The sequence below is a fragment of the Pseudomonas sp. HY2-MNA-CIBAN-0224 genome, assembly GCF_040310285.1.
Lineage (GTDB): Bacteria > Pseudomonadota > Gammaproteobacteria > Pseudomonadales > Pseudomonadaceae > Aquipseudomonas > Aquipseudomonas helleri.
The window spans coordinates 87,919-109,187 of sequence record NZ_JBEOPQ010000009.1 but is presented as its reverse complement, the minus strand read 5'-3'; the positions used below and the strand labels follow the sequence as shown (position 1 = coordinate 109,187).

Annotated in this window: 15 protein-coding genes; 4 read left to right on the top strand and 11 right to left on the bottom strand. The window is 58.6% G+C overall.

The features are described from left to right. Window positions 1-94: 94 nt before the first annotated feature. Both AAEZ03_RS07570 and AAEZ03_RS07565 read right to left on the bottom strand, forming a co-directional pair. Window positions 95-571: a copper chaperone PCu(A)C gene (locus tag AAEZ03_RS07570; protein ID WP_048387643.1), complete on the bottom strand. Its 477-nt coding sequence runs from the start codon at window positions 569-571 to the stop codon at window positions 95-97. Window positions 572-600: 29 nt separating this feature from the next. Then, window positions 601-1,206 carry an SCO family protein gene (locus AAEZ03_RS07565; protein ID WP_350577394.1) on the bottom strand — a complete coding sequence of 202 codons (606 nt, stop codon included), beginning with the start codon at window positions 1,204-1,206 and terminating at the stop codon, window positions 601-603. A 503-nt stretch (window positions 1,207-1,709) separates the two neighbouring features. Here AAEZ03_RS07565 and AAEZ03_RS07560 point away from each other — a divergent pair. The 3 genes from AAEZ03_RS07560 (at window position 1,710) to AAEZ03_RS07550 (ending at window position 7,357) form a co-directional block, all read left to right on the top strand. Continuing rightward, complete coding sequence (locus tag AAEZ03_RS07560; protein WP_502947913.1) at window positions 1,710-3,821, top strand: TonB-dependent receptor; 2,112 nt, start codon at window positions 1,710-1,712, stop codon at window positions 3,819-3,821. 309 nt (window positions 3,822-4,130) lie between these two features. Beyond that, window positions 4,131-5,822 (top strand): lipid IV(A) 4-amino-4-deoxy-L-arabinosyltransferase, encoded by a 1,692-nt coding sequence (gene arnT, locus AAEZ03_RS07555; protein WP_350577388.1) that lies wholly within the window; start codon window positions 4,131-4,133, stop codon window positions 5,820-5,822. Beyond that, entirely contained in the window at window positions 5,819-7,357 is a 1,539-nt protein-coding gene (locus tag AAEZ03_RS07550; protein ID WP_350577385.1) for an ArnT family glycosyltransferase, read from the top strand. Before arnT ends, AAEZ03_RS07550 begins: the two co-directional genes overlap by 4 nt. A 13-nt stretch (window positions 7,358-7,370) precedes the next feature. Here AAEZ03_RS07550 and pssA read toward each other — a convergent pair whose 3' ends face one another. From pssA to AAEZ03_RS07535, 3 genes are all read right to left on the bottom strand, one after another. Next, window positions 7,371-8,714 (bottom strand): CDP-diacylglycerol--serine O-phosphatidyltransferase, encoded by a 1,344-nt coding sequence (gene pssA, locus AAEZ03_RS07545; RefSeq protein WP_350577382.1) that lies wholly within the window; start codon window positions 8,712-8,714, stop codon window positions 7,371-7,373. Window positions 8,715-8,864: 150 nt separating this feature from the next. Beyond that, on the bottom strand, window positions 8,865-10,001 hold the full coding sequence (locus AAEZ03_RS07540) for a glycerate kinase (RefSeq protein ID WP_350577380.1): 1,137 nt from the start codon (window positions 9,999-10,001) through the stop codon (window positions 8,865-8,867). Window positions 10,002-10,121: 120 nt separating this feature from the next. Further along, window positions 10,122-11,219: a sugar diacid recognition domain-containing protein gene (locus AAEZ03_RS07535; RefSeq protein WP_350577377.1), complete on the bottom strand. Its 1,098-nt coding sequence runs from the start codon at window positions 11,217-11,219 to the stop codon at window positions 10,122-10,124. A gap of 158 nt (window positions 11,220-11,377) precedes the next feature. Between AAEZ03_RS07535 and AAEZ03_RS07530 the strand changes: the two genes are divergently transcribed. Further along, complete coding sequence (locus AAEZ03_RS07530; protein WP_350577375.1) at window positions 11,378-12,691, top strand: MFS transporter; 1,314 nt, start codon at window positions 11,378-11,380, stop codon at window positions 12,689-12,691. A 71-nt stretch (window positions 12,692-12,762) separates the two neighbouring features. On the opposite strand, the gene AAEZ03_RS07525 is transcribed toward AAEZ03_RS07530, so the two are convergent. From AAEZ03_RS07525 to AAEZ03_RS07500, 6 genes are all read right to left on the bottom strand, one after another. Continuing rightward, window positions 12,763-13,974 carry an amino acid deaminase gene (locus AAEZ03_RS07525; protein ID WP_350577373.1) on the bottom strand — a complete coding sequence of 404 codons (1,212 nt, stop codon included), beginning with the start codon at window positions 13,972-13,974 and terminating at the stop codon, window positions 12,763-12,765. A gap of 16 nt (window positions 13,975-13,990) precedes the next feature. Continuing rightward, window positions 13,991-14,380, bottom strand: a complete 390-nt coding sequence (locus tag AAEZ03_RS07520; protein WP_048372043.1) for a RidA family protein — start codon at window positions 14,378-14,380, stop codon at window positions 13,991-13,993. A gap of 52 nt (window positions 14,381-14,432) precedes the next feature. After that, window positions 14,433-16,685 carry an ATP-dependent DNA helicase gene (locus AAEZ03_RS07515; RefSeq protein WP_350577371.1) on the bottom strand — a complete coding sequence of 751 codons (2,253 nt, stop codon included), beginning with the start codon at window positions 16,683-16,685 and terminating at the stop codon, window positions 14,433-14,435. Next, entirely contained in the window at window positions 16,682-18,331 is a 1,650-nt protein-coding gene (locus AAEZ03_RS07510; protein ID WP_350577369.1) for a VRR-NUC domain-containing protein, read from the bottom strand. Before AAEZ03_RS07510 ends, AAEZ03_RS07515 begins: the two co-directional genes overlap by 4 nt. 157 nt (window positions 18,332-18,488) lie before the next feature. Continuing rightward, a complete protein-coding gene (locus AAEZ03_RS07505) occupies window positions 18,489-19,931 on the bottom strand; it encodes a hypothetical protein (protein ID WP_123749257.1) in 1,443 nt (480 codons plus the stop codon). A 317-nt stretch (window positions 19,932-20,248) separates the two neighbouring features. Further along, window positions 20,249-21,265, bottom strand: a complete 1,017-nt coding sequence (locus AAEZ03_RS07500; RefSeq protein ID WP_350577367.1) for a zinc-dependent alcohol dehydrogenase family protein — start codon at window positions 21,263-21,265, stop codon at window positions 20,249-20,251. Window positions 21,266-21,269: the final 4 nt, after the last annotated feature.

Here is a 21,269-nt window from a genome sequence, read left to right as displayed (position 1 = left end):
ATCGAGGCGGTAGTCTCGTGGGCTCGGAGATGTGTTAAGAGACAGTCTTAAAAGATCGCGAGGCAAGCTCGCTCCTACAGGTTTGGTGGGGGGATTAGTGCGCGGTGCCGTGGTCGTGCATGTCCATTTCCATGTGCATCGTGTTCAGCGCACGTGCCTGGGCTTTGACTTCGATCGACTCTTTGGTGCCTTTGGCATCTTCGACAATCAAGGTCAGCGGCACGTGATCACCGTCTTTGATCTGACCTGTCAGGTCCATCAGCATCACGTGATAACCCTCGGGCTCGATGTTGACGGTCTTGCCGGCCGGCAATGCCACGAAAGGAACAGCGTGCATGCTCATGACGTCGTTTTTCATGGTCGACTCATGAATCTCAACGGTCTTGGCCACCGGGGATTTGACCTCAACCAGCTTGCTGTCGGCGCTCGCGGTGATGTGCATAAAGGCACCGGACGAAGGCTGGCCAGGAACAGTCGCGCGCACCCAGGCGTCATCGACAACGGTCTGTGCAGAAACGTTAAGGCTCAAGCCGAGCAACGACAGCAACATCAAGCGATTTACAGTTTTCATAAGACGGGCTCTTTCAAAGGAAGCGGAGATCAGCAGACCGACATCACCGTCAGCAGGTCTTCGGTGCACTGCTTGGCCGTCAGTGAAGGCGACAAGCCCAAACGCAGTACGCCACGCGTATCAAACACGAAGCTGGTGGCCGTGTGCGACAGGGTATACGACGATCCGGTCGGGATCTTTTCGTAGAACACCTTGAACTCTTTGGCCGTGGCAGCGGTTTCTTCGAGGGTGCCAGACAACGCAATAAAGCTTGGGTCGAAGGCTCTGACATAGGCATCGAGCATTGCCGGCTTATCGCGCTCCGGGTCCAGGGTGATGAACACCACCTGCAGACGATCGCCGTCCGGGCCCATCATTTTCTTGATTTGCGCAGCACGGGCCAATGCGGTCGGGCACACGGCCGGGCATTGGGTGAAACCGAAGAAAATCATCGGCATCATTCCGCGAAAGCTGCCGAGCATCATCTCGTTGCCTTCAGCGTCGCGAAGCTTGAACTTGCGGCCCAGAATCTCGTTGCTGAGGTCTTTGCCGTATTTGTACGACAAACCGCTGCCGGGGTCACAACCGGCCAGCAAGCCGAGACTGAGCAAGCCAAGACCGGCAACGACATGGCGGCGAGTCAGTAATGCATTCATGTCAGGTTCCTTTAAGCGGTCTGGCCTGTAAGCCTGACCTTTGCCCTGCGCAGTCAGCACAGGTGTGCGCATGACTCGACCAATGGACCCGCCATTAGCAGCAGCGCACGATTGCTGTGGGGTAAACGCGTTTCATGGGCGCTGAATCTACCACTGTCACGGCCCTGTCGCACGGCAGGCACGCCCCGTTGTGGTGCGCACATAAGCCCAACGCCAGCAAATCCGGGCAACGTGGCGGCGGTGCGACAAATCGACTCAGGCAGGCAGCGTATCCCTGATTGTCATAAGCGCCGCAGTGGCGATCAGGTTAATTAATGTAAAGGCGCGTGAAGTTTCGCTTTTTGATGCAAGAGAGAATCTATATCATTTGCCTTTAAGTTTGCACGGACGCCGACACTTCTCTCACTCTGCGCGGAATTCTGATGCCGACCACCCTCGCCCCGTTTCGTTTGACTTCACTGGCAGCCACCTTGCTTGGCCTGCTGGGTACTTCGCTGTGCAGCATGGCTGCTGCCGATCAAGCCCCGGCCTCCGTACTGACCCTGGACAGCACGGCCATTTCAGCCGATGAGTTACCCAAGAACGCCCTGCCGACCGTATTCAGCGGCGGCCAGGTCGCTCGGGGTGGTGAGTTGGGCGTGCTGGGCAATCAGGACATGATGGATGTGCCGTTCACGATGTCGAGTTACACCTCGCAACTGATCGAAGACCAACAAGCAGAAAACATCGGTGACGTGCTGCTAAACGATTCATCGGTACGCCAGTCCTTTGGCTACGGCAACGCGGCGCAGATTTTTGTGATTCGGGGCTTGCCTCTGAACAGTGACGATATTTCTTACAACGGTTTGTACGGCGTATTACCGCGCCAAGTCATCAGCACCGACAGCCTTGAGCGGGTTGAAGTGTTCAAGGGCCCCAATGCCTTTATTAATGGCGTGACTCCAACCGGCTCAGGCGTCGGCGGTGGCATCAACTTGCAGCCAAAGCGCGCCCAGGACACTCCGACCCGGCGCTTCAGCACCGATATTTCCAGCAGCGGCCGCGTGGGTGAACACCTCGATCTGGGCCAGCGCTTTGGCGACAACAATGAGTTTGGCGTGCGCATGAACATCGCCCAGCGCGAAGGCGATACCGCTATCGACAACGAAAGCCAGCGCACCAAGCTGTTTGCCCTGGGGCTGGATTACCGGGGTGATCGCTTGCGCGTGTCGACTGATTTTGGCTATCAAAAGCAGCGCATCAATGGCAATCGCAACACGGTGTATATCCCCGCCACATTGACCGGCATCCCCCACGCCCCGGATGCCGACACCAATTACAGCCAGAAGTGGACCTTCACCGAGCTGGAAGACACCTACGGCATGGCCCGTGGCGAGTATGACGTCAACGATCAGTGGACCCTGTATGCCGCCGCCGGGGCCAAGCACACCCGCGAAGTGGGCAACTACTCCACTCCGACCCTGCGCAGTACCGCAGGCGCGACCACCGCTTCAAGCATGTTTGTCGCCCATGATGAAGACAACCGCAGCGCCATGGCCGGCCTGCGCGGCACGTTGCAAACCGGCCCGGTGAGCCATCAAATCAACCTGGGGGTGACGGGTATCTGGACAGAGCAACGCTCGGCATATGAGTTGAGCGGCAGTTTCGCCAACGACTTGTACCACCCGATCGACGTGGCCAAGCCGACGGTTTACCCGTACGTGGGCGGCGATATCAACGACCCGGGCATCGTCGGCAAGACCATCAACCGCAGCATGGCGATTTCCGACACCCTGGGCTTTATGGACGACCGTATTCTGGTCACCTACGGTCTGCGTCGGCAAAACCTGAAAGTCGACGGCTGGAGCTACGCCGGCGCGCGCACGGCCACCTATGACGAGTCCATCACCACGCCGGTCTACGGCATCGTGCTCAAACCATGGGAACACGTGTCGCTGTACGCCAACAGCATCGAAGGTCTGGCCAAGGGCCCGACTGCTCCGGCAACCGCAGGCGGTGCTGAGGTGACAAACCGCGGTCAGGCCTTTGCCCCTGCACGCTCCAAGCAGGTTGAAGCCGGGATCAAGTACGACAAAGGCACCTTTGGCGCGAGCTTTGGGGTGTATCGCATCGAGCAGCCCAGCGACGGCTATGTCGACGCGCAAAACACCTACGTCCGCCAAGGCACCCAGCGCAATCGCGGGGTTGAGCTGAACATCTATGGCGAGCCACTGGACGGCTTGCGTTTGCTGGCGGGTGCGACCGTGATGGACACCGAACTCAGCGGCACCAAAAACGGCGCCAACAATGGTAATCGGGCGATCGGCGTGCCGAACTTCCAGTACAACCTGGGTGCCGACTGGGATGTACCGGGGCTTGAGGGCGTCGCATTGAATGGGCGCATGCTGCGCACTGGCGGCCAATACGTCGATGCGGCCAACACCCTGAGCATTCCGGCCTGGAACCGCTTCGATCTGGGCGCACGTTACAGCTTCGAGGTTGAGCAGCGTGCCGTGACACTGCGGGCCAACCTGGAAAACGTCGCCAACACCCGCTACTGGGCGTCGGCCAATGGCGGCTACCTGAGCCAGGGCGAACCGCGCGCACTGAAAGTCTCGGCTACGGTCGACTTTTAAACCCGCCCGACTCGTGTGGGAGCGTCCGCCCCGCCTTCAACGCCGCGCTGCCGCGCAGCAAACAGGCCGCCAAGTATCTTCAGCATCCCCCAATCGGTTCCCTCTCCTTCGGGAGAGGGCTAGGGTGAGGGGCTCTTAGATCAAAAGCCAGATCAAGATCAAAAGATCGCGAGCAAGCTCGCTCCCACAGGTTTTGCAGCGTCTGGCACGCTGCATTTTTTTCACATTGAGTTCACCTCCCCTCCACCCACAGCCCTCTAACGTGCCCGCCATAAATGACGTCCATTAAGGACTTTGCAGGTGGAAAGCATGACGGCTGTAGCCTCTCAACACACTCTGAGCAATCGCCTTGAGCGCTGGGCCATCCCCGGCCTGGTCGTGGCGTTTGTGCTGTTTTATCTCGTACCCTTGATGACCCACGGTTTGTGGATCCCTGACGAAACCCGGTATGCCCAGATCAGTCAAAGCATGTTGCAAAGCGGTAACTGGGTGACGCCGCATTTCATGGGGCTGCGCTATTTCGAGAAGCCGATTGCGGGCTATTGGCTGATTGCCATCGGCCAGGCCGTGTTCGGTGACAACCTGTTCGGGGTGCGCATCGCGTCGGCACTCACCGCCGGGCTGAGTGTGTGGCTGGCCTGGCTGCTCGCCAGCCGGCTGTGGCATGACCCACGCAAGTCGTTTGCCAGCGCGCTGCTATTGATGAGCTTTGGTCTGGTTGCTGGTGAAGCGGGCTACGCCAACCTCGACCCGCAGTTCGCTTTTTGGGTCAACCTGAGCCTGGTTGCCCTGTGGTTTGCCTTTACGGCTCAAAGCCAGCGCGCACGTCTGCGGACCTGGAGCGTGCTGGGCGTGGCCTGTGGCATGGGCTTCATGACCAAAGGGTTCCTCGCCTGGCTACTGCCGGTGTTGGTCGGCGTGCCCTTTGCCCTGTGGCAGCGGCGCATCAAGGACATGCTTTGCTATGGGCCGCTGGCGGTAGTGCTCGCAATCGCCGTGTGCTTGCCCTGGGCGCTAGCGATCCATCATCAGGAACCTGACTTCTGGCAGTTCTTCTTCTGGAATGAACACATCCGCCGCTTCAGCGCGAGCGATGCCCAGCACATTCAGCCCTGGTGGTTCTATCTGCCGCTCCTGTTGGCCGCCAGCCTGCCGTGGGCAACGCTACTGCCTGCGGCGCTGCTCGACGCCTGGCAGCAAAAACGCCAGCCGGGTATCGCCTTCCTGCTGCTGTGGTTGTTGCTGCCGCTGGCCATGTTCAGCTTGAGCAAGGGCAAACTGCCGACGTATATCCTCCCGTGCCTGCTGCCATTGGCCTTGCTGATGGGCCATGCGCTGATGTCCTGGATCGATCAGGGGCGCAGCACGGTGATACGCCTCAATGGCCTGTTGAACGCGCTGCTGGCCGTGGCCGGGCTCACGGGCTTGATCTACCTGCAAGTGACGCGCCCGGTTTACGCCAACACCGAGATGTTCAGCCTGTCGTTGGGGCTGATTGTGTTGATGGGCTGGCTGCTGGCCAATGCGCTGCAAGCCATGCGGCCATTGCAGTTGTGGGCCGCACCGGCTTTGGGCATGGGCCTGCTGGTTGCGTTGTTGCCTGCGGCGATGCCCGCCAGCGTGGTCAACAGCAAGATGCCCGATCAATTTATCGCTGAGCATGTTCAAGAGCTGAGCCAGACCCGCACCTTGTTGAGCAACGAGCTGGGCAGCGCCGCCGCACTCTCGTGGCGCCTGAGCCGCCCCGACGTGACGCTGTACGACACCGAAGGCGAACTTAAATACGGCCTGGATTATGCCGATTCAGCTACGCGTAAGGTTGATATGGCTAACATCGGCGAGTGGATGAAAGAAGCGCAAGCCCGTGGCCCGGTTGGCGTGGTGATGCGTGCTCGTTCGGCCCTTGAGGTTCAGGAAGTCGAATTACTGCCCTTGGGCGGCAAGCGCTATGAGCGTGGCGACCTGGCGATCTTTATCTTCCCTCAGGCCAACCCTGAATGACCGTTATCCAACGCTGGACCTCAGAACACCGGGCGCTGCTGCTGTTGCTGGGCGTGTCTGCCTTGATGCTTTTACTCGGCTTGGGTTCGCGCGAACTCTGGGGCCCGGAAACCCGCTGGGCCAACATTGCCCTGCAAATGCTGCAAAGCGGTGATTACCTGGACCCGTACCTCAAGGGCTCGGCCTATTACGACAAACCGCTGCCCTCCTACTGGCTGATCACCGCGATGGCCGGGGTGCTTGGTGACCTGAATCACTGGTCATTACGCCTGCCATCGGTCATCGCCGCCTGGTTGAGTGTGTGGTTGGTGTACCTGATCGGCAAACAGCTGTTCAGTCAGACCACAGGTCTGATCGCCGGCTGGATGCTGATCAGCACGTTTTACTTTGTGTTCTGGGGCCGCGTCGCCACGGCCGACATATTGACCGTGTGTGGCCTGCTCGCCGCCGTGTGGTGGTATTGGCGGGGCCCTGATGACACCCGGTTTAGCCGTTACTGCGTGTTCTTCTTGTTGCTGGCCGTGAGCTCATTGCTCAAAGGGCTGATCGGCTTTGTGTTACCGGGGCTGATCTTGCTGCCCCATGTACTGAGCGAGCAGCGCTGGAAGCGACATGTGAACGTGCGTTTGTGTGCGGCCCTGGCCATCGCGCTGGCGGTGTACCTCATACCCTTTGCCCTTTCGCATCTGTATGGCGCTGCCAGCTACGGGCAAAGCGGGTTGGGCCTGGTGCTGCGTGAAAACGTGGTGCGCTTCTTCCAGCCTTTCGACAACCTGGGGCCGATTTACACCTACCTGCTCTACTTGCCGGTCTACACCCTGCCCTGGGCGCCGGTCTGGATCATTGCTCTGTGGGTTGCGCTGCGCAACTGGCGGCATATAGAGCCAAATGCCCGCTGGCTGGTCTGGGGCCTGACCCTGTTGTTTGTGTTCTTTACCGCCAGTGGCAGCCGCCGCAGCTATTACGTGCTGCCGCTGGTGCCCTTCGCGCAACTGCTCGGCGCCAGGTGGGTTGCCCGACGCCTGCAACAGCGCAAAAAAATCGTGGGCCGAGGCTGGAAAGTAGCCTTCGGGCTGAGTTGCGGCTTGCTGCTGTTGGTACTGGGGGTGTTTTACCCGTGGTCCAACAGTGGCGGCGGCGTGATGCAATTTGGTCAGGACGTTAAAGCACGAGCCAGTGCCCAAGCGCCTTGGGACGACTGGCGCATGGTGATGATTGAAGTCGACAACAAACTGCCGCTGTATGTGCAGAACGACAATCAGCCGTTTTACTTTGTCAGCGAAGACCAGGACTACCCGCATCAGGGTGACAGCGCCGCCCTGATGGCATGGCTGGATAAAACCAGTGGCCATCACTTTGATCCAAAACGCACCTTGATCTTCGCCCAGCACCGCAGCGGCGACCCGTTGCCGCTGGGCTATTTGAGCGTGGATCATCAGGTGGTCAGCAGCCAGGTCGATAACGGCGATCGCCTGCTGCACCGCCGCGAGACTGAAAGCGTGGCGTATATTCCCGCCGGGGGTGGGAGCTTTTAGCTGAGCGCTGGATTCAAAGAATCCTGTACAACAGACGTTCGATTCGAACCCGGCTGACGCGGCGCAGGAACTTGGCCACGGCGGGCGGGTAGTCCGTCAGGGTTTCGAGATTTTTGAAGTGATCGATGCGCTGGGTGTGGGCGAAGATCGCTTCCAGTTCCTTGCGCCGGGGTTCGAGCAATTCGCGACGCGGGTCGTCGATCAGCAGGCCGTTTTCCAGGTCCAGGCGGAACGCTCGCGGGTTGAGGTTGTTGCCGGTCAGCAAGGTGTAGCGATCATCAACCCACATGCCTTTGAGGTGATAGGTGTTGTCACCGTCACGCCACAGGTGCAGGTTGAGCAGGCCGCTGTCGATCTGGCGCTGATGGCTTTTGGCAAAACGACGCAGGCTCAGTTCGTACAGGTAGGGCAATGCTGCGATCACCCTGAACGGTTCACTCGGCGGGATATAGAAGTCGTTGGCGGTCTTGTCACCGACCACGATGTCGATCTTCACCCCACGCTCCAGCGCTCGGTTGATCTCGCGGGTGACGGGCAGCGGCAAGTTGAAATACGGCGTACAAATGGTCAATTGCTGCTGGCTGCTGGCAATCAACTCGCACACCACCCGGTTCAGCGGGTTGTTTTTACCAACGCCCAGCAGCGGGCTGACGGACAGGCCAAAGTGCCCCACCGTGCCTTGTGTGGTGTCGTAACTGGCTTTTTTCAGATGGCTGCGCAAGTTGCCAATGGCGCTGCGCAGGCTGCGCGTGGTCGGCAATGACGGCAGATCCAGACGGTGCACGGCCTTGGCTTCAATCAAGTCATGCTGAACAAAGTGCTGCATGGAATCCGCCAGCGCTTTGTTGTTCAGCACGTGATATCGGTCGTAGCGGTACTTGTCCAGCTTATGCAAATACACGTTGTTCAAGCTGGCGCCGCTGTAGATCACGCAGTCGTCGACAATAAAGCCCTTGAGGTGCAGCACCCCGAACAGCTCACGGGTTTGCACCGGCACGCCGTAAATCGGCACCTCGCTGTCGTGAGCTGCCGTTTGCGCCTGATACCAGGCCGCGTTGCCGGGCTGCTTGCCCGCGCCAATCAGCCCGCGCTGCGCCCGCAACCAGTCAACCACCACCGCAATTTCAAGTTCCGGACGTGCCGCTTTGGCAGCGTGCAAGGCGTCAAGAATTTCCTGGCCGGCTTCGTCCTGTTGCAGGTACAAGGCCACCAGCGTGATCCGATGACGAGCACCCGCGATATGCGCCAGCAGGCTGCGACGGAACTCGGCAGCACTGGGCAAAATGCTGAACGCATCGGCAGACAATGGAAAACTGCGCAGTTTGGGCAACAAGGAACGTTTGAAGAGCGACGGCATAGGGCTCGCAAGGGTCGAATGCAAAAGACCGCACAGCTTACACGATTCTTGGCAATCACATTAACTGTAGGAGCGAGCTTGCCTCGCGATCTTTTTAAAGATCAAAAGATCGCGAGGCAAACTCGCTCCTACAGAGGGGGCCGGCTGCGATTACAGGGTGCGCAACGTCAACAAACGGGCGATGTCGCGGGCGCGGTCGGTGAGCAATTGCTCTGCCTGGGCGCAGGCGTCTTCGAGGCTCATCGGGCCGCTGGTCAAGGCGAAGGCGGCGTGGATGCCATGGGCGTACAGGGCTTGGTAGCCCTCGCCCAACGTCCCGGCCAAAACCACCACCGGCACGCCGTGGGCTTGTGCGATACGGGCAACACCAAACGGGGTTTTGCCACGCAGGGTCTGCGCATCAAAACGCCCCTCCCCGGTGATTACCAGGTCTGCGCCCTTTACCGCTTCGGACAAAGCAACCAACTCAGCAACCACCTCGACCCCGGCACGAAATTGCGCGCCAAAGAACGCTTTGGCGGCAAAACCAAGCCCGCCCGCTGCACCCGAACCCGGCTCATCACGTACATCCTTAGGCAAGACCTTGGCGCAATGATCGGCAAAGTGCCCGAGGGCTTGATCCAGCAGGCGCACTTGCTCAGGCGAGGCACCTTTTTGCGGGCCAAAAATGGCGGACGCGCCATGCTCGCCGCACAGCGGGTTATTGACGTCAGCCGCGATGTCAAAACGTACGTCATTCAAACGCGGGTCCAGACCGGCCAGGTCAATGCGTGCCACGTTGGCCAAGGCCAGGCCGCCCTGGACCAGAGGTTGGTCCTGGGCATCGTATAAACCCAGACCCAACGCTTGCAGGGCACCGGCACCGGCGTCGTTGGTGGCGCTGCCGCCGATGGCCAGGATGATGCGCTGAGCCCCGGCATCCAGCGCGGCCTTGATCAACTCACCGGTCCCGAACGTACTGCTGATACAGGCGTCGCGCTCATTGCGAGCGACCAACTGCAAGCCGCTGGCCTCGGCCATTTCAATGATTGCGGTGCGGCTGTCCGGCAGCCAGCCCCAGTTGGCCTCGACCGCAGTACCCAAAGGCCCTTGCACGCGATTACGGCGCAGTTGCCCGTTACCGGCGGCGACAATCGCATCTACCGTCCCTTCGCCACCATCGGCCATGGGGCACGTGATCAACTGCGCATCCGGTAGCACATCGCTAAATCCGGCAGCAATGGCATCGGCGACTTTTTCAGCGCTCAGGCTGTCTTTGAACGAGTCGGGGGCAATCACGATTTTCATGGGGCGAATCTCCAGTTCTTATGCGTTCCATGCTGCCAGTAATCAGCTGCAAACACGCCGTTCTGGTGCACAAGCAATCACAGGGTTTGTTGTTCATTTCTACAACCGTAGCTGTGCAAGCTAGCTGTGTGGCAGCAATTGCACCCCCAGGTACAGCGCCAGCATGCCGTTGAGGCTTAACGGATCGACCCCACTCAACTCGGCAATACGCTCCATGCGGTAGCGCAGGCTGTTGCGGTGAATGCCTAGCGCATCGGCACATGGCTGGCTCTGGCCGTCGTGTTCGCACCAACTGCGCAGGGTTGAGATCAGTTGCCCGTTACTGTCTTTGGCCACCACTTTGTGCAGCGGCCCTAACAGCTCTTCGAGGGCATCGTCGTTGCGATGGCGCCACAACATCACTGGCAAGCGATAACGATTGAGCGTCAAGACACGCGTCTGCGGCAACACATCCCGCCCATAAGCCAGCAAGTCACCGACCCGTCGATAGCAGCGACGTAAGCCCTTCAAGCCGTCGGCCTGACCACCTGCAGCAACGCGCAAGACGTTCCAGCCCAGACCATCAAGGCGTTCAAGCAAACGCAGGTCATCCAGTACGGTGGTCGACGGCCGACACCACAACAACGAACCGGTGGCCGGGGTCACGCACCAGCTGTCCGGATAGCGAGCCTGCAACCAGGCACTCAAGGCTTCGGCGCTTTGCCCCGCGCCCAACTCAAACAAAAATGGAATGCGTGATAACTGCGGCTTAAGCCCCAGTTGTTGGGCTTCATCAATCAGCCGGGGCGAGTCGCCCGCATCACTGAGCAATAAAGCCACCAGGTCATCGCAACGCTGCCGCCGCCATTGTTGTTCGGCCTGTTGGTGACGCTGGCCCACCAGCATTTCAGCGGTCATGCGCACCAGCTCGGCATAAGTGCGCAGCAACTCGGGCTCGCCGGTCAGCCCGAGCACGCCAATCAGGCGCTGGTCGAGCAATAAAGGCAGGTTGATACCCGGCTGCACGCCCTTGAGGTGCTTGGCCGTTTGCGTGTCAATCTCGACCACCCGTCCGTTGGCCAGGACCAGTTGTGCACCTTCGTGCCGAGTATTAATGCGCTCTGGCTCACCGCTGCCTAGAATCAGGCCCTGGCTGTCCATCACGTTTACGTTGTACGGCAAAATGGCCATCGCTCGATCAACGATGTCCTGCGCCAGATCATGATCCAGTTCAAACATGGGGTGACAATCCTTGGAAACATTTGTTCATGGGCACAGGCTGCTGGCCAAAAGGCTGTGCATTGGCACAAAGACAGCAACGCCGAGGTGACCGAGACTCATGCAGCGATCAACGTTAACCTCGGATCGTGAAAAAACATAATAAAGAGAGACAAAAGATGTCACAGAGCGCCAACACGACGCTGATCAGCGATGACGACAAAAACGCCATCTACAAGCGCATCACCCTGCGCTTGATCCCCTTTATCTTCATCTGCTACCTGTTCAACTACCTCGACCGGGTCAACGTTGGATTTGCCAAGCTGCAGATGCTCGACGCACTCAAGTTCAGCGAAACCGTATATGGCCTGGGCGCCGGTATTTTCTTTATCGGCTATGTGCTGTGCGGCGTACCGAGCAACCTGGCCCTGACCCGCTTCGGTCCACGGCGCTGGATTGCGGTGATGATGATCACCTGGGGCCTGCTCTCGACCTGCCTGATGTTCGTCACCACGCCGACCCAGTTCTACGGCCTGCGTCTACTCACCGGCGCCGCCGAAGCGGGCTTCTTCCCTGGCGTGGTGCTGTACCTCTCGCAGTGGTTCCCGACCTTCCGCCGTGGCCGCATCATGGCGTTGTTCATGTCGGCCATTCCGTTGTCCGGCTTGCTCGGCGGGCCTTTTTCCGGATGGATTCTCAGCCATTTCGCGGCAGGCCAGGGCGGCCTGGCAGGCTGGCAGTGGATGTTCCTGCTGCAAGGGATTCCGACCGTGCTGCTCGGTGGCCTGGCGATTTTCCTGTTGAGCGACAGCTTCGCCAATGCCAAATGGCTGAGCGCCCACGAGCGCGCAGTACTGGAAGCCGACCATCAACTGGACGCCGCCAACCGGCCCTCCACGGCAACTGATTCGCTGCTTGCGGTGTTCAAGAACCCGGCCATCTGGGCGTTTGGCTTGATTTACTTCTGCATTCAGAGTGGCGTGTACGCGATCAACTTCTGGCTGCCGTCGATCATCAAAAACCTGGGCTTCAATGACGCTCTGGTGATTGGCTGGATCAGCGCGATCCCCTACTTGCTGGCGGCAGTGTTCATGCTGTTGGTGGGGCGTTCTGCCGACCTGCGCAAAGAGCGGCGCTGGCACTTGGTGGTGCCGATGCTGATGGGCGCAATCGGGCTGATCATTGCGGTCAACTTCGCGACCCAGCCGGCCATTGCGATTTTGGGTCTGACCATCGCGACCATGGGCGCATTGACCGGCCTGCCGATGTTCTGGCCGGTGCCGACCGCCCTGCTCAGTGCTGGTGCGGCAGCGGGTGGCCTGGCCTTGATTAACTCGATGGGGCAGATGGCGGGCTTCTTGAGCCCTTACCTGGTCGGGTTTGTCAAAGACGCGACCGGCTCTACGGACGTGGCCTTGTACATGCTGGCTGCCGTGATTGTCGGTGGCAGCCTGCTGGCCTTGCGCATGACCCGGGGCATGACCAACGCCTGATGGTTCACGCTTTTGCTTCGCGATCTTTTTGATTTTCAAGATCAAAAGAGCGCGAGGCAAGTTCGCTCGGGTTAGAACTCGATATTCAGTTGCTCAACCACGTTGAACTGCTCGTCTACCAAGCAACCGACGCGCCATTTGTCGAAGGTCAGGCACGGATGTGAGGTGCCAAAACTGATAATGTCGCCGATGGTCAGCTCAATGCCAGGGGCAACGGTCATAAAGGCATGCTGGTCCATCACGGCGGTCACCCGGCATTCGCTGACGTCATCGCCAAACGCAGGCACTACGCCTTCGCGGTAACGTTTTAGCGGCATCGGCAAGCCCGCATCGTAGGCCACATCACGTTTGCCCAAGGCAACAACGGCAAAGCCCGGCTCAGGCAGCGATTGCACGTGGGCCCAGACTTCCAGCGCCGGACGCAGACCTTCGTGCAGGTCACTGCGCCGATCCAGCACGCAGCATTGCGCCTCTTTGTAAATGCCGTGGTCGTGAACCACGTAGCTGCCAGGTCGCAGCACGCTGAGGAATCGCCCGCTGGCCGACTCGGCGGCGAACGCTTCAGCAATCAAGTCATACCAGGCAGATCCCGACGCCGTGATGATCGGTTTATCGAGGGCAAAGGCGCCGTCTTTTTGCAGATGCAGGGCCAAACGCACCAGCGACGCTGCAAAAGCACGAATCTCGCTGATCGCTGTGTCACCCCGAATCACCCCTTCGTAGCCTTCGATGCCCGTCAACGCAAGCGCTGGCTGGGCGTTGATCGCCGCCGCCAGCGCCAGTACTTGCTCCTCTGTGCGACACCCGCAACGCCCGCCGACTACACCGTACTCGATCATCACGTTGAGACGCTGGCCGCGCCCGGCAAAAAACGCGCCCAATGCTGCGACGTTGTCCGGATGATCCACCATGCAGTAGAACTCGAACGCCGGGTCCGTTTGCAGCTCGGCTATCAGTACCATGTTCGGCTGACCCACCAACTGGTTGGCCATCAGCACCCGGCGCACGCCGGCGGCATAGGCGGCACGGGTTTGCACCGCAGTGCCCAAGGTCATGCCCCAGGCGCCCTGCTCCAGCTGGCGGCGAAACAAGGCCGGGGCCATGCTGGTTTTGCCGTGCGGGGCCAAAACTGCGCCGCTGCGGGTTACGAAGTCCTGCATCCAGCGAATGTTGTGTTCCAGCGCCGCACGGTGGATCACCAGCGCAGGCAAGCTGACGTCACGCAGCAGATTGTCGGCACGTTTGCCAGCGCCCTTGGGCACCAGCGCAGTATTGAGTGGCATCGGTAAACCTCGTGTGTCAGACCTTGGCTTTGTAGGCGATGCAGTCGATCTCGACCTTGCAATCGACCATCATCATGGCCTGAACGCAGGCGCGGGCCGGGGCATGTTCGCTTTTGAAATACGACGCAAAGACCTTGTTGAAACTCCAGAAATCACGCGGGTCTTGCAGCCAGACTCCGGCACGCACCACATCTTCCAGGCCGTAACCGGCTTCTTCAAGAATCGCGATGAGGTTTTGCATGGTCTTGTGGGTTTGCTCAACAATCCCGCCGTTGATGATTTCACCGTTTTCCATGGCCACCTGACCCGACACGTGCAGCCAGCCATCGGCCTCGACAGCGCGGGCGAATGGCAAGGGTTGACCACCGGCGCCCACAGCTCCAGTACCGTAACGTTTGATGCTCATATAAGCAGGCTCGGTTAGTGAACAGGCTGGCAGTGTGTCACACGCCACGCCATCAGCCCAATTGCCACCAACCGGGCAGCAGTTGTTGCACCTTGGGTTCTGCAAAGCGGTCATCGATCAAGAACAGCGTGCCTTGGTCGCTTTGGGTACGGATCACGCGCCCGGCGGCCTGCACCACTTTTTGCAGGCCTGGATAGAGGTATGTGTAGTCATACCCCGCGCCAAACAGCCCGGCCATGCGCTGCTTGATTTGCTCATTGACCGGGTTCAATTGCGCCAGCCCAAGGGTGGCGACAAATGCACCGATCAGCCGCGCCCCAGGCAAGTCGATGCCCTCGCCAAACGCACCGCCCAGCACGGCGAAGCCAACACCTTGGCTGGCCAGGGTGAACTGATCCAGAAAGCCTTGGCGCGCGGCTTCGTCCATGCGTCGTGATTGCAACCACTGCGGCACCTGCGGATGGCGTTCGGCGAGCAACTCTGCAACCTGTTGCAGGTAGTCAAAACTGCTGAAAAACGCCAAATAGTTGCCGGGGCGTTGCGCGAACTGGGCCGCGATCAATTCGACGATAGGCGCCAGGGACGCTTCGCGGTGCACATAGCGGGTCGAGATCTGGCTGACAACCTGCACTTTGAGTTGCTGTGCACTGAACGGCGATTCGACATCGATCCAGACCGTATCGGCAGGCAACCCCAGCAGGTTGGCGTAATAAGGGCGCGGGCTGAGCGTTGCCGAAAACAGAACGTTGCTCTGCGCGCTGGCCAGCCGCGGACCGATGAATCCGGCCGGGACAATGTTGCGCAGGTTGAGTTGTGACACCCGTCGCCGGCCAGCATCGCGCACGCTGACGTCGAACAAAAAGTGCTGGTCAAACAGCTCGGCCACCCGATTGAACTGCAAGGCTTCAAAATAGAAGGCTTGCAGGTTGCCGGTCAGCCCTTGCGGATGATCGTTGAGGTAGTCACCGATTGCCGTTATGCAGCCCGACAAGGCGCTGAGCCATTTACCCGGCAGTTGCGGATGCACCTGATAAGGCCCGGTTTGCTCCTTGTGCAGTGCATTCCATTCACGATTGAGGCGCTTGAACGGTTTGTCGAGCGCGGCCGGAGCGTTTTGCCGAACGCTGTTGAGGGTCTGTTGATCAAGGCTGGCGCTGTACATCTGCCGCGCCCGCTCCACCAGGTTATGGGCTTCGTCGACCAGCGTCGCGACCCGCCATTGATTGGCTTGGGCCAGGCCGTAGAGCAAGGCCGTAAAGTCGAAATAGTAGTTGTAATCGGCAATCACCAGATCAGCCCAGCGGGCCATTTCCTGGCTCAGGTAGTACGGACACACCTGATGGTTCAGGGCGACGCCGCGCAGTGTCTGCTGGTCCAGCGGTGACTGGGCAACGGCCGCCTGACGCGCAGCGGGCAGGCGATCATAAAAAACCTTGGCCAACGGGCAGGCATCGCCATTGCAGGCGTTTTCGGGGTATTCACAGGCCTTGTCCCGAGCCACCAGTTCCAGCACGCGAAACGGGCTCTGCGAACCTGCCGGGTACAGCACTTGTGCAGCATCCAGCGCCAATTTGCGGCCGGGCGTCTTGGCGGTCAGGAACATCAACGTGTCGAGTTGTTGTTTGGGCATGGCCTTGATCAAGGGGAACAAGGTGCCAATGGTTTTGCCAATGCCGGTGGGCGCCTGGGCCATCAAGCAACGGCCGCCGCTGGCGGTTTTGTACACGGCCTCGGCCAGGCTGCGTTGCCCGGTACGAAACTGCGCATGGGGGAAGACCAACTGCTGCGCCGCTTCATCGCGAGCCTGACGGTGGCGCATCTCCTGCTCGGCCCATGTGAGGAACAGCGAGCATTGCTGATTAAAGAATTGTTCGAGGTCGGCAGCCTTCCAGGTTTCTTCGATTCGTGTTTCTTTCTCGCTGACGATATCGAAGTACACCAGCGCCAGATTCACCTGGGGCAGTTGCAGGCTTTGACACAGCAGCCAGCCATACACCCGGGCCTGAGCCCAGTGCAGTTGCCGATGGTTGACGGGGATCGAGGCAAAGTCGCCGCGAAAGGTTTTCACCTCTTCCAGTACATTACCTTGCGGGTCGTAACCGTCAGCACGACCGCGCACGGTCAAGCTCTGGTACTGGCCTTCAAGGCTCACTTCGGTTTGATACCCGGCACTGCGCCGTGAGGCTACTGTACGATGCCCGGCAATGCCCTGCTGCGCCGTCGGCGACGGGGTAAAGCGCAAGTCAAGATCGCCGACCTTGGCCGTGAACTCGCACAAGGCGCGCACTGCCACGCGATAACTCAAGGGCGAGCGTCCTGCCATTGCACGTAACACACCGTGACCGGCATCTGATGTTGCTCGCACAGCGCGAGCCAGCGCAGTTGGTTGTCTTGCAAGCGGTCACCGGGGCCTTTGACTTCGATCATGCGGTAAGCCTTTTGCGCTGGCCAGAACTGAATCAGGTCAGGCATGCCGGCACGATTGGTTTTGATATCTTGCAACAAACGCTTGAACCAGACTTTCAGGTGTTCAGGCGGCAAGCACAGCAAGGCATCGTCCAGCAGGCTTTCGCTCACATAGTCCCAGGCCACAAAAGGTGACTGCACGCCGAATTTGGCGGCGTAGGTGGCGCGTATGGTGTGTTGGTATTGCAGGCTATCCAACTGCGCCAGGCAGGCGTCGAACAACTCTGCACGCCTGGAAAAGAAATCTTGATCGAGCAAATCGGCCGGGCCGCTTTGATAAGGGTGAAAAAACGCACCCGGCAGCGGTGCGAAAATCGCCGGCCAGCACAGCAAGCCGAACAGACCGTTGATCAAAGTATTTTCGACGTAGTAAACCGGAGCTTCAGGCGCTTGCAGGTGGTTAACCACTTTGAACTCAACCGACAGGGGTTCATCACGATCGAGGCTCAGGTCCAGGCGCTCGATCGGTTGCGCCTTGGGTCGCTCCAGCGCCGCCAGGCCTAGCTTGCGGCGCAAACGGGGCAGCATGCGCAGCAATTGCTGTTGCTCAGCGTCGGTAAAAGGCGCATCCGCATTGGGCTTGGTCAACGCCATGGCCTGCTCAAACTCACCCAGCAGCTCAAGCACCCTAACCATGCGCAAACGCGCCTCAGGGTGCTGGCTGTCACGGTAGACCCGTAAAGCCTGGGGCAACTCCCCTGCCCGCTCGTGGAACTGGCCGATTTGAAACAACAAACGCGCCCGACGACGTTGCAGCCAGCGGTTATCAGTGTGGTAGTCGAGCACCCTGCCCTGTATGTCCTGCACTTCGCCACCCGCTTCAAACGCCTCACGGCAGGCGTGGAGGTGCAGGTAGCCATCAATATCGGCCCGGCAGCGCAAGGCGCGGGATTCCGGGCTGAACGGCACGGTTTCGTAGTTAAACAGCCCCAGATCAGCCAGGACCAGGTCCGGCCAGCCCTGGCTCAGGTTGCCAAAGAACATCAGCCGCAAACGATCGCTCAAGTCCCGGTGATTAAGGGTATAGAGCTGTTCATCCAGTGCGGGATGCCATTCGTTCAAGCTTTGTTGATGGGTAAAATCAGCAGCAAGATCCTCAAGCCACGTGGTTTTTTTACCTTTGGGCTGGGTGATGTGCGCACTGAAACGGCCAAGGATCTCGGGCTTGGTCAAGACCTCAAACACCTCGGCCAGTACCAAGGGCGCCTGATCATTCACCCAGCCGCCCTCCACCAAAGGCTGTGCAGCAGAGCGTATATCGCCGATTTCTGCATAACTGAGCTTGCTCGCCCGAAAATGTGCGCCTTTGCGCATCACCATGCGCACCCACAGCGCTTGTGAAGCAGCAGGCAACTGGCCAAAACCAGCAATAAACTGCTGCTCTTCAGGGCTCAGGACATCCTCATACCGGGCCGCCACCCAGTCGAGTACATGCTGAAAGTTTTTGAGGTAATAAAACGGGTCTTGTAGGGGATCAGAAATCACAGGCACAACAAACCACTGGCTTTGGTTACTGGTTATGCATACAGATAGCAGTTCGCCTACCCGCCTGGCAAACCCTATTGGATGAGTGGCTGACGAGTTCGGGTGTGGTTGCCGCTGACCAGGGACCAGACAGCGGCTTCAGGTCTACTGTTAAATCTCAGAGCAGTTTGTTCGGGTCATGCATCCACAGCGCAGCAATCAGGGATTTACCGGCAGTAAAGTCTGTTTTTGACATACCGAACAGCACCCTAAGTGATGACACAGGCAGCCCGCTGATCGATTCAAGCCACTTTACATCGGCCTCAGACGCGGCATTTTCCTCCATCAGGGCAAGCCGCAAGTCATTCTGGGCGTAAAGCTTTGCAGGGTAGCGTTGTCGTAAGAAGGCTTCGAGACCACTTGCCTGATCCACGAACGGTGAATACAGTGCGCACACCAGATGTTCATCGGTCATGCCGTGAAGCTCGTCCAGATAATGCGTAATGCTGTGTCGAAGCTTTTCAATGCGTCTTGGGGTATTAAAACTTCCGCCCAGCTGTTTAATCACCTGACTTTTATAGCGCTCATTAGTTTGATTGTCGGCGCTGGCCTTGCGCAAAAACTCTTGCACCCCGACATGATATTCATCCCCGCATTGACAAACACCGCGAACGCCCTGTACATGCGCCGACAATAAAACAACAGCGGCCTGAGGCTCTTCAATATCGAGGATCTTTATGTTCCAAGACCCCTCTACAAACATCAGCACTTGCGAATGCAGCATATCGACTTCATAAGAGAGGCAATCGAACACGTTGATAACGTTAATTTCAGTGTCTGCACTTTTTGTACCCAACAGATTCAACGGTACGGGAAGGCGCAACCAGTGTTTAAAATCATCATCCAGCTTTGAACATAATTTGACTGCACTTTCAAAGCCTTGGGTATACAGAGCATTGGGCGCATGGCCCTGCTTAAGTGCCACTTTTTTTATCCATTGACTGTACTCACCCAGATGTTCGGGCGGGCGACGATCGATCAACGCATCAACGTGCCCGCCCCATTCGCAGGCACGCCGATAGAGCTTGGCACGCGACAGCAGATCAGCGTAAAAGAACGTCGCTCGGGGCACACCTTCCGAGAGATGCCCGGCCATCAGTATCTGCGTGCGATCCATGTCGGACCCCAGCCGCTCAAAGGCGACCGGTATATGCTTGTCCAGCCGCCTGACTTGCGTTTCATCTACCAGCAGCAGCTCCACCGTAGGATCGTCATACACAAACAGCTCATTGCATTGAGTCTGTATTCGCGCCATGACCTTGGTCGTGACACGGGGCTGACGCAATACGGCAATACGCAAGGTAAATGTTTCGGGGGTACGACCGGCAATACTCAGTTGGGCTGCACGTAAAAAAGCCAAGGTGTAAGCGCATTCTTTGCCGCCTTCATGAACCACCATGACCCGATAACTTCCAATGCGCTCCAGCCCTCCAGCGGCGACTAATATGCGTTGAACCAACAACTGCAACGCAATGCGCTCGGGGCGACTAAAAAAACCCAGCAGCCGGTGTAGAACTTGTTGATAAACAAAATGCATGGCTTGTTCATGAAAGTTGCTCATGGGCTATTCCTCCAGTTCGACCGCTGTATTATCGACAGCCCTCAGCGCCAAGCACACCGTTACCTAATGGGTTCACCCCATAACAGATGCGACCCACATATGCATAGGAATCCACCTACACATAAAACACACACAAAAGAATATTTTTCCAGATTGGAAAAATCTAAATGAATTGATCCCCAGCAATAAAAATTTTCAGGGGCGATATTCAATAAACAAAAGCGAGGGCCATGTTTACTCATGCGCAACAAAAATGCCCTTGAACTCGAGATTCAAGGGCATCTTGTTTGCAACTGGAGGCCGTATTGGGATTTAAACTACGCCAATTCCAGCGCCACACGTCCACGACAGGGGCAATCGTCCATGTACCGATGGGCCTCAACGAATTCTTCGAACGCAAAGACTTTTACGTCCAGAGGCAACAACACCCTGTCTGCGGTTAACTGGTTGATTTCGCGCAGGGCACGCTGGATGGCCTCTACGTCCTGATCAATGCCCAACTCCGGCTTGCCAGTGAAGTTACCGATGCAATGCACAAAAAACTGAATGTTCTTCTGAAAACAGGCGCAGGCAGGCAGACGCGTCTGGTTGCCGCCTTGCAGACCGTAGAGCACCAGGCTGCCGCGAGGGGCTAGCACATCACCCAGCACTGACATTTGCGGGCCACCCAGACCATCGAAAACGGCGTCCACGCCTCGGCTGTCAGTGATCTTGTTGATCTGCATCAGCAGGTCCTGCTCCTCGGTCACGATCACGTGATCGGCACCCAGGCCCAGCAGGTATTCACGCTCCTCACCTTCTTTGGTCGCGGCGATGACCTTCGCCCCCAACGCTTTGCCTAACTGTACAAATGAGGGACCGGCGCAGTGGCTGGCATCGGTAATCAATACCGATTGGCCCGGCTTGATACGCGCCAGATCGACATAGGCGAAATAGGCGATCAACAGCGGGGTGTAATGGGTGCTGGCCTGTACCGGGGTCAGAATATCCGGATAACGGGTGAGTGCTGAGTGCGGCATCAGGATCAGCTCGCCGTAGGTTGGATACGCGTTGGCGCTCTCGGCCGGGAAGCTCGCCACCTTGTCGCCTACCGCCAAATCATCAACGCCAGCACCCACAGCAGTGACAATGCCAGCCATTTCATGGCCAATGCCCGCCGGTAAATGCGCCGGGCTTGGTGCCAGGTTCTGGCGCCAAAGAACGTCATACCAACTGATACCTATCGCTTCGACACGCACCTGCACTTCGCCAAGCGCAGGCGCAGCGACCTCGTGCTCTTCGCACTTGAGCACCTCGGCTGACCCAAACTTGTGAAAACGGATCGTGCGCGACATCACA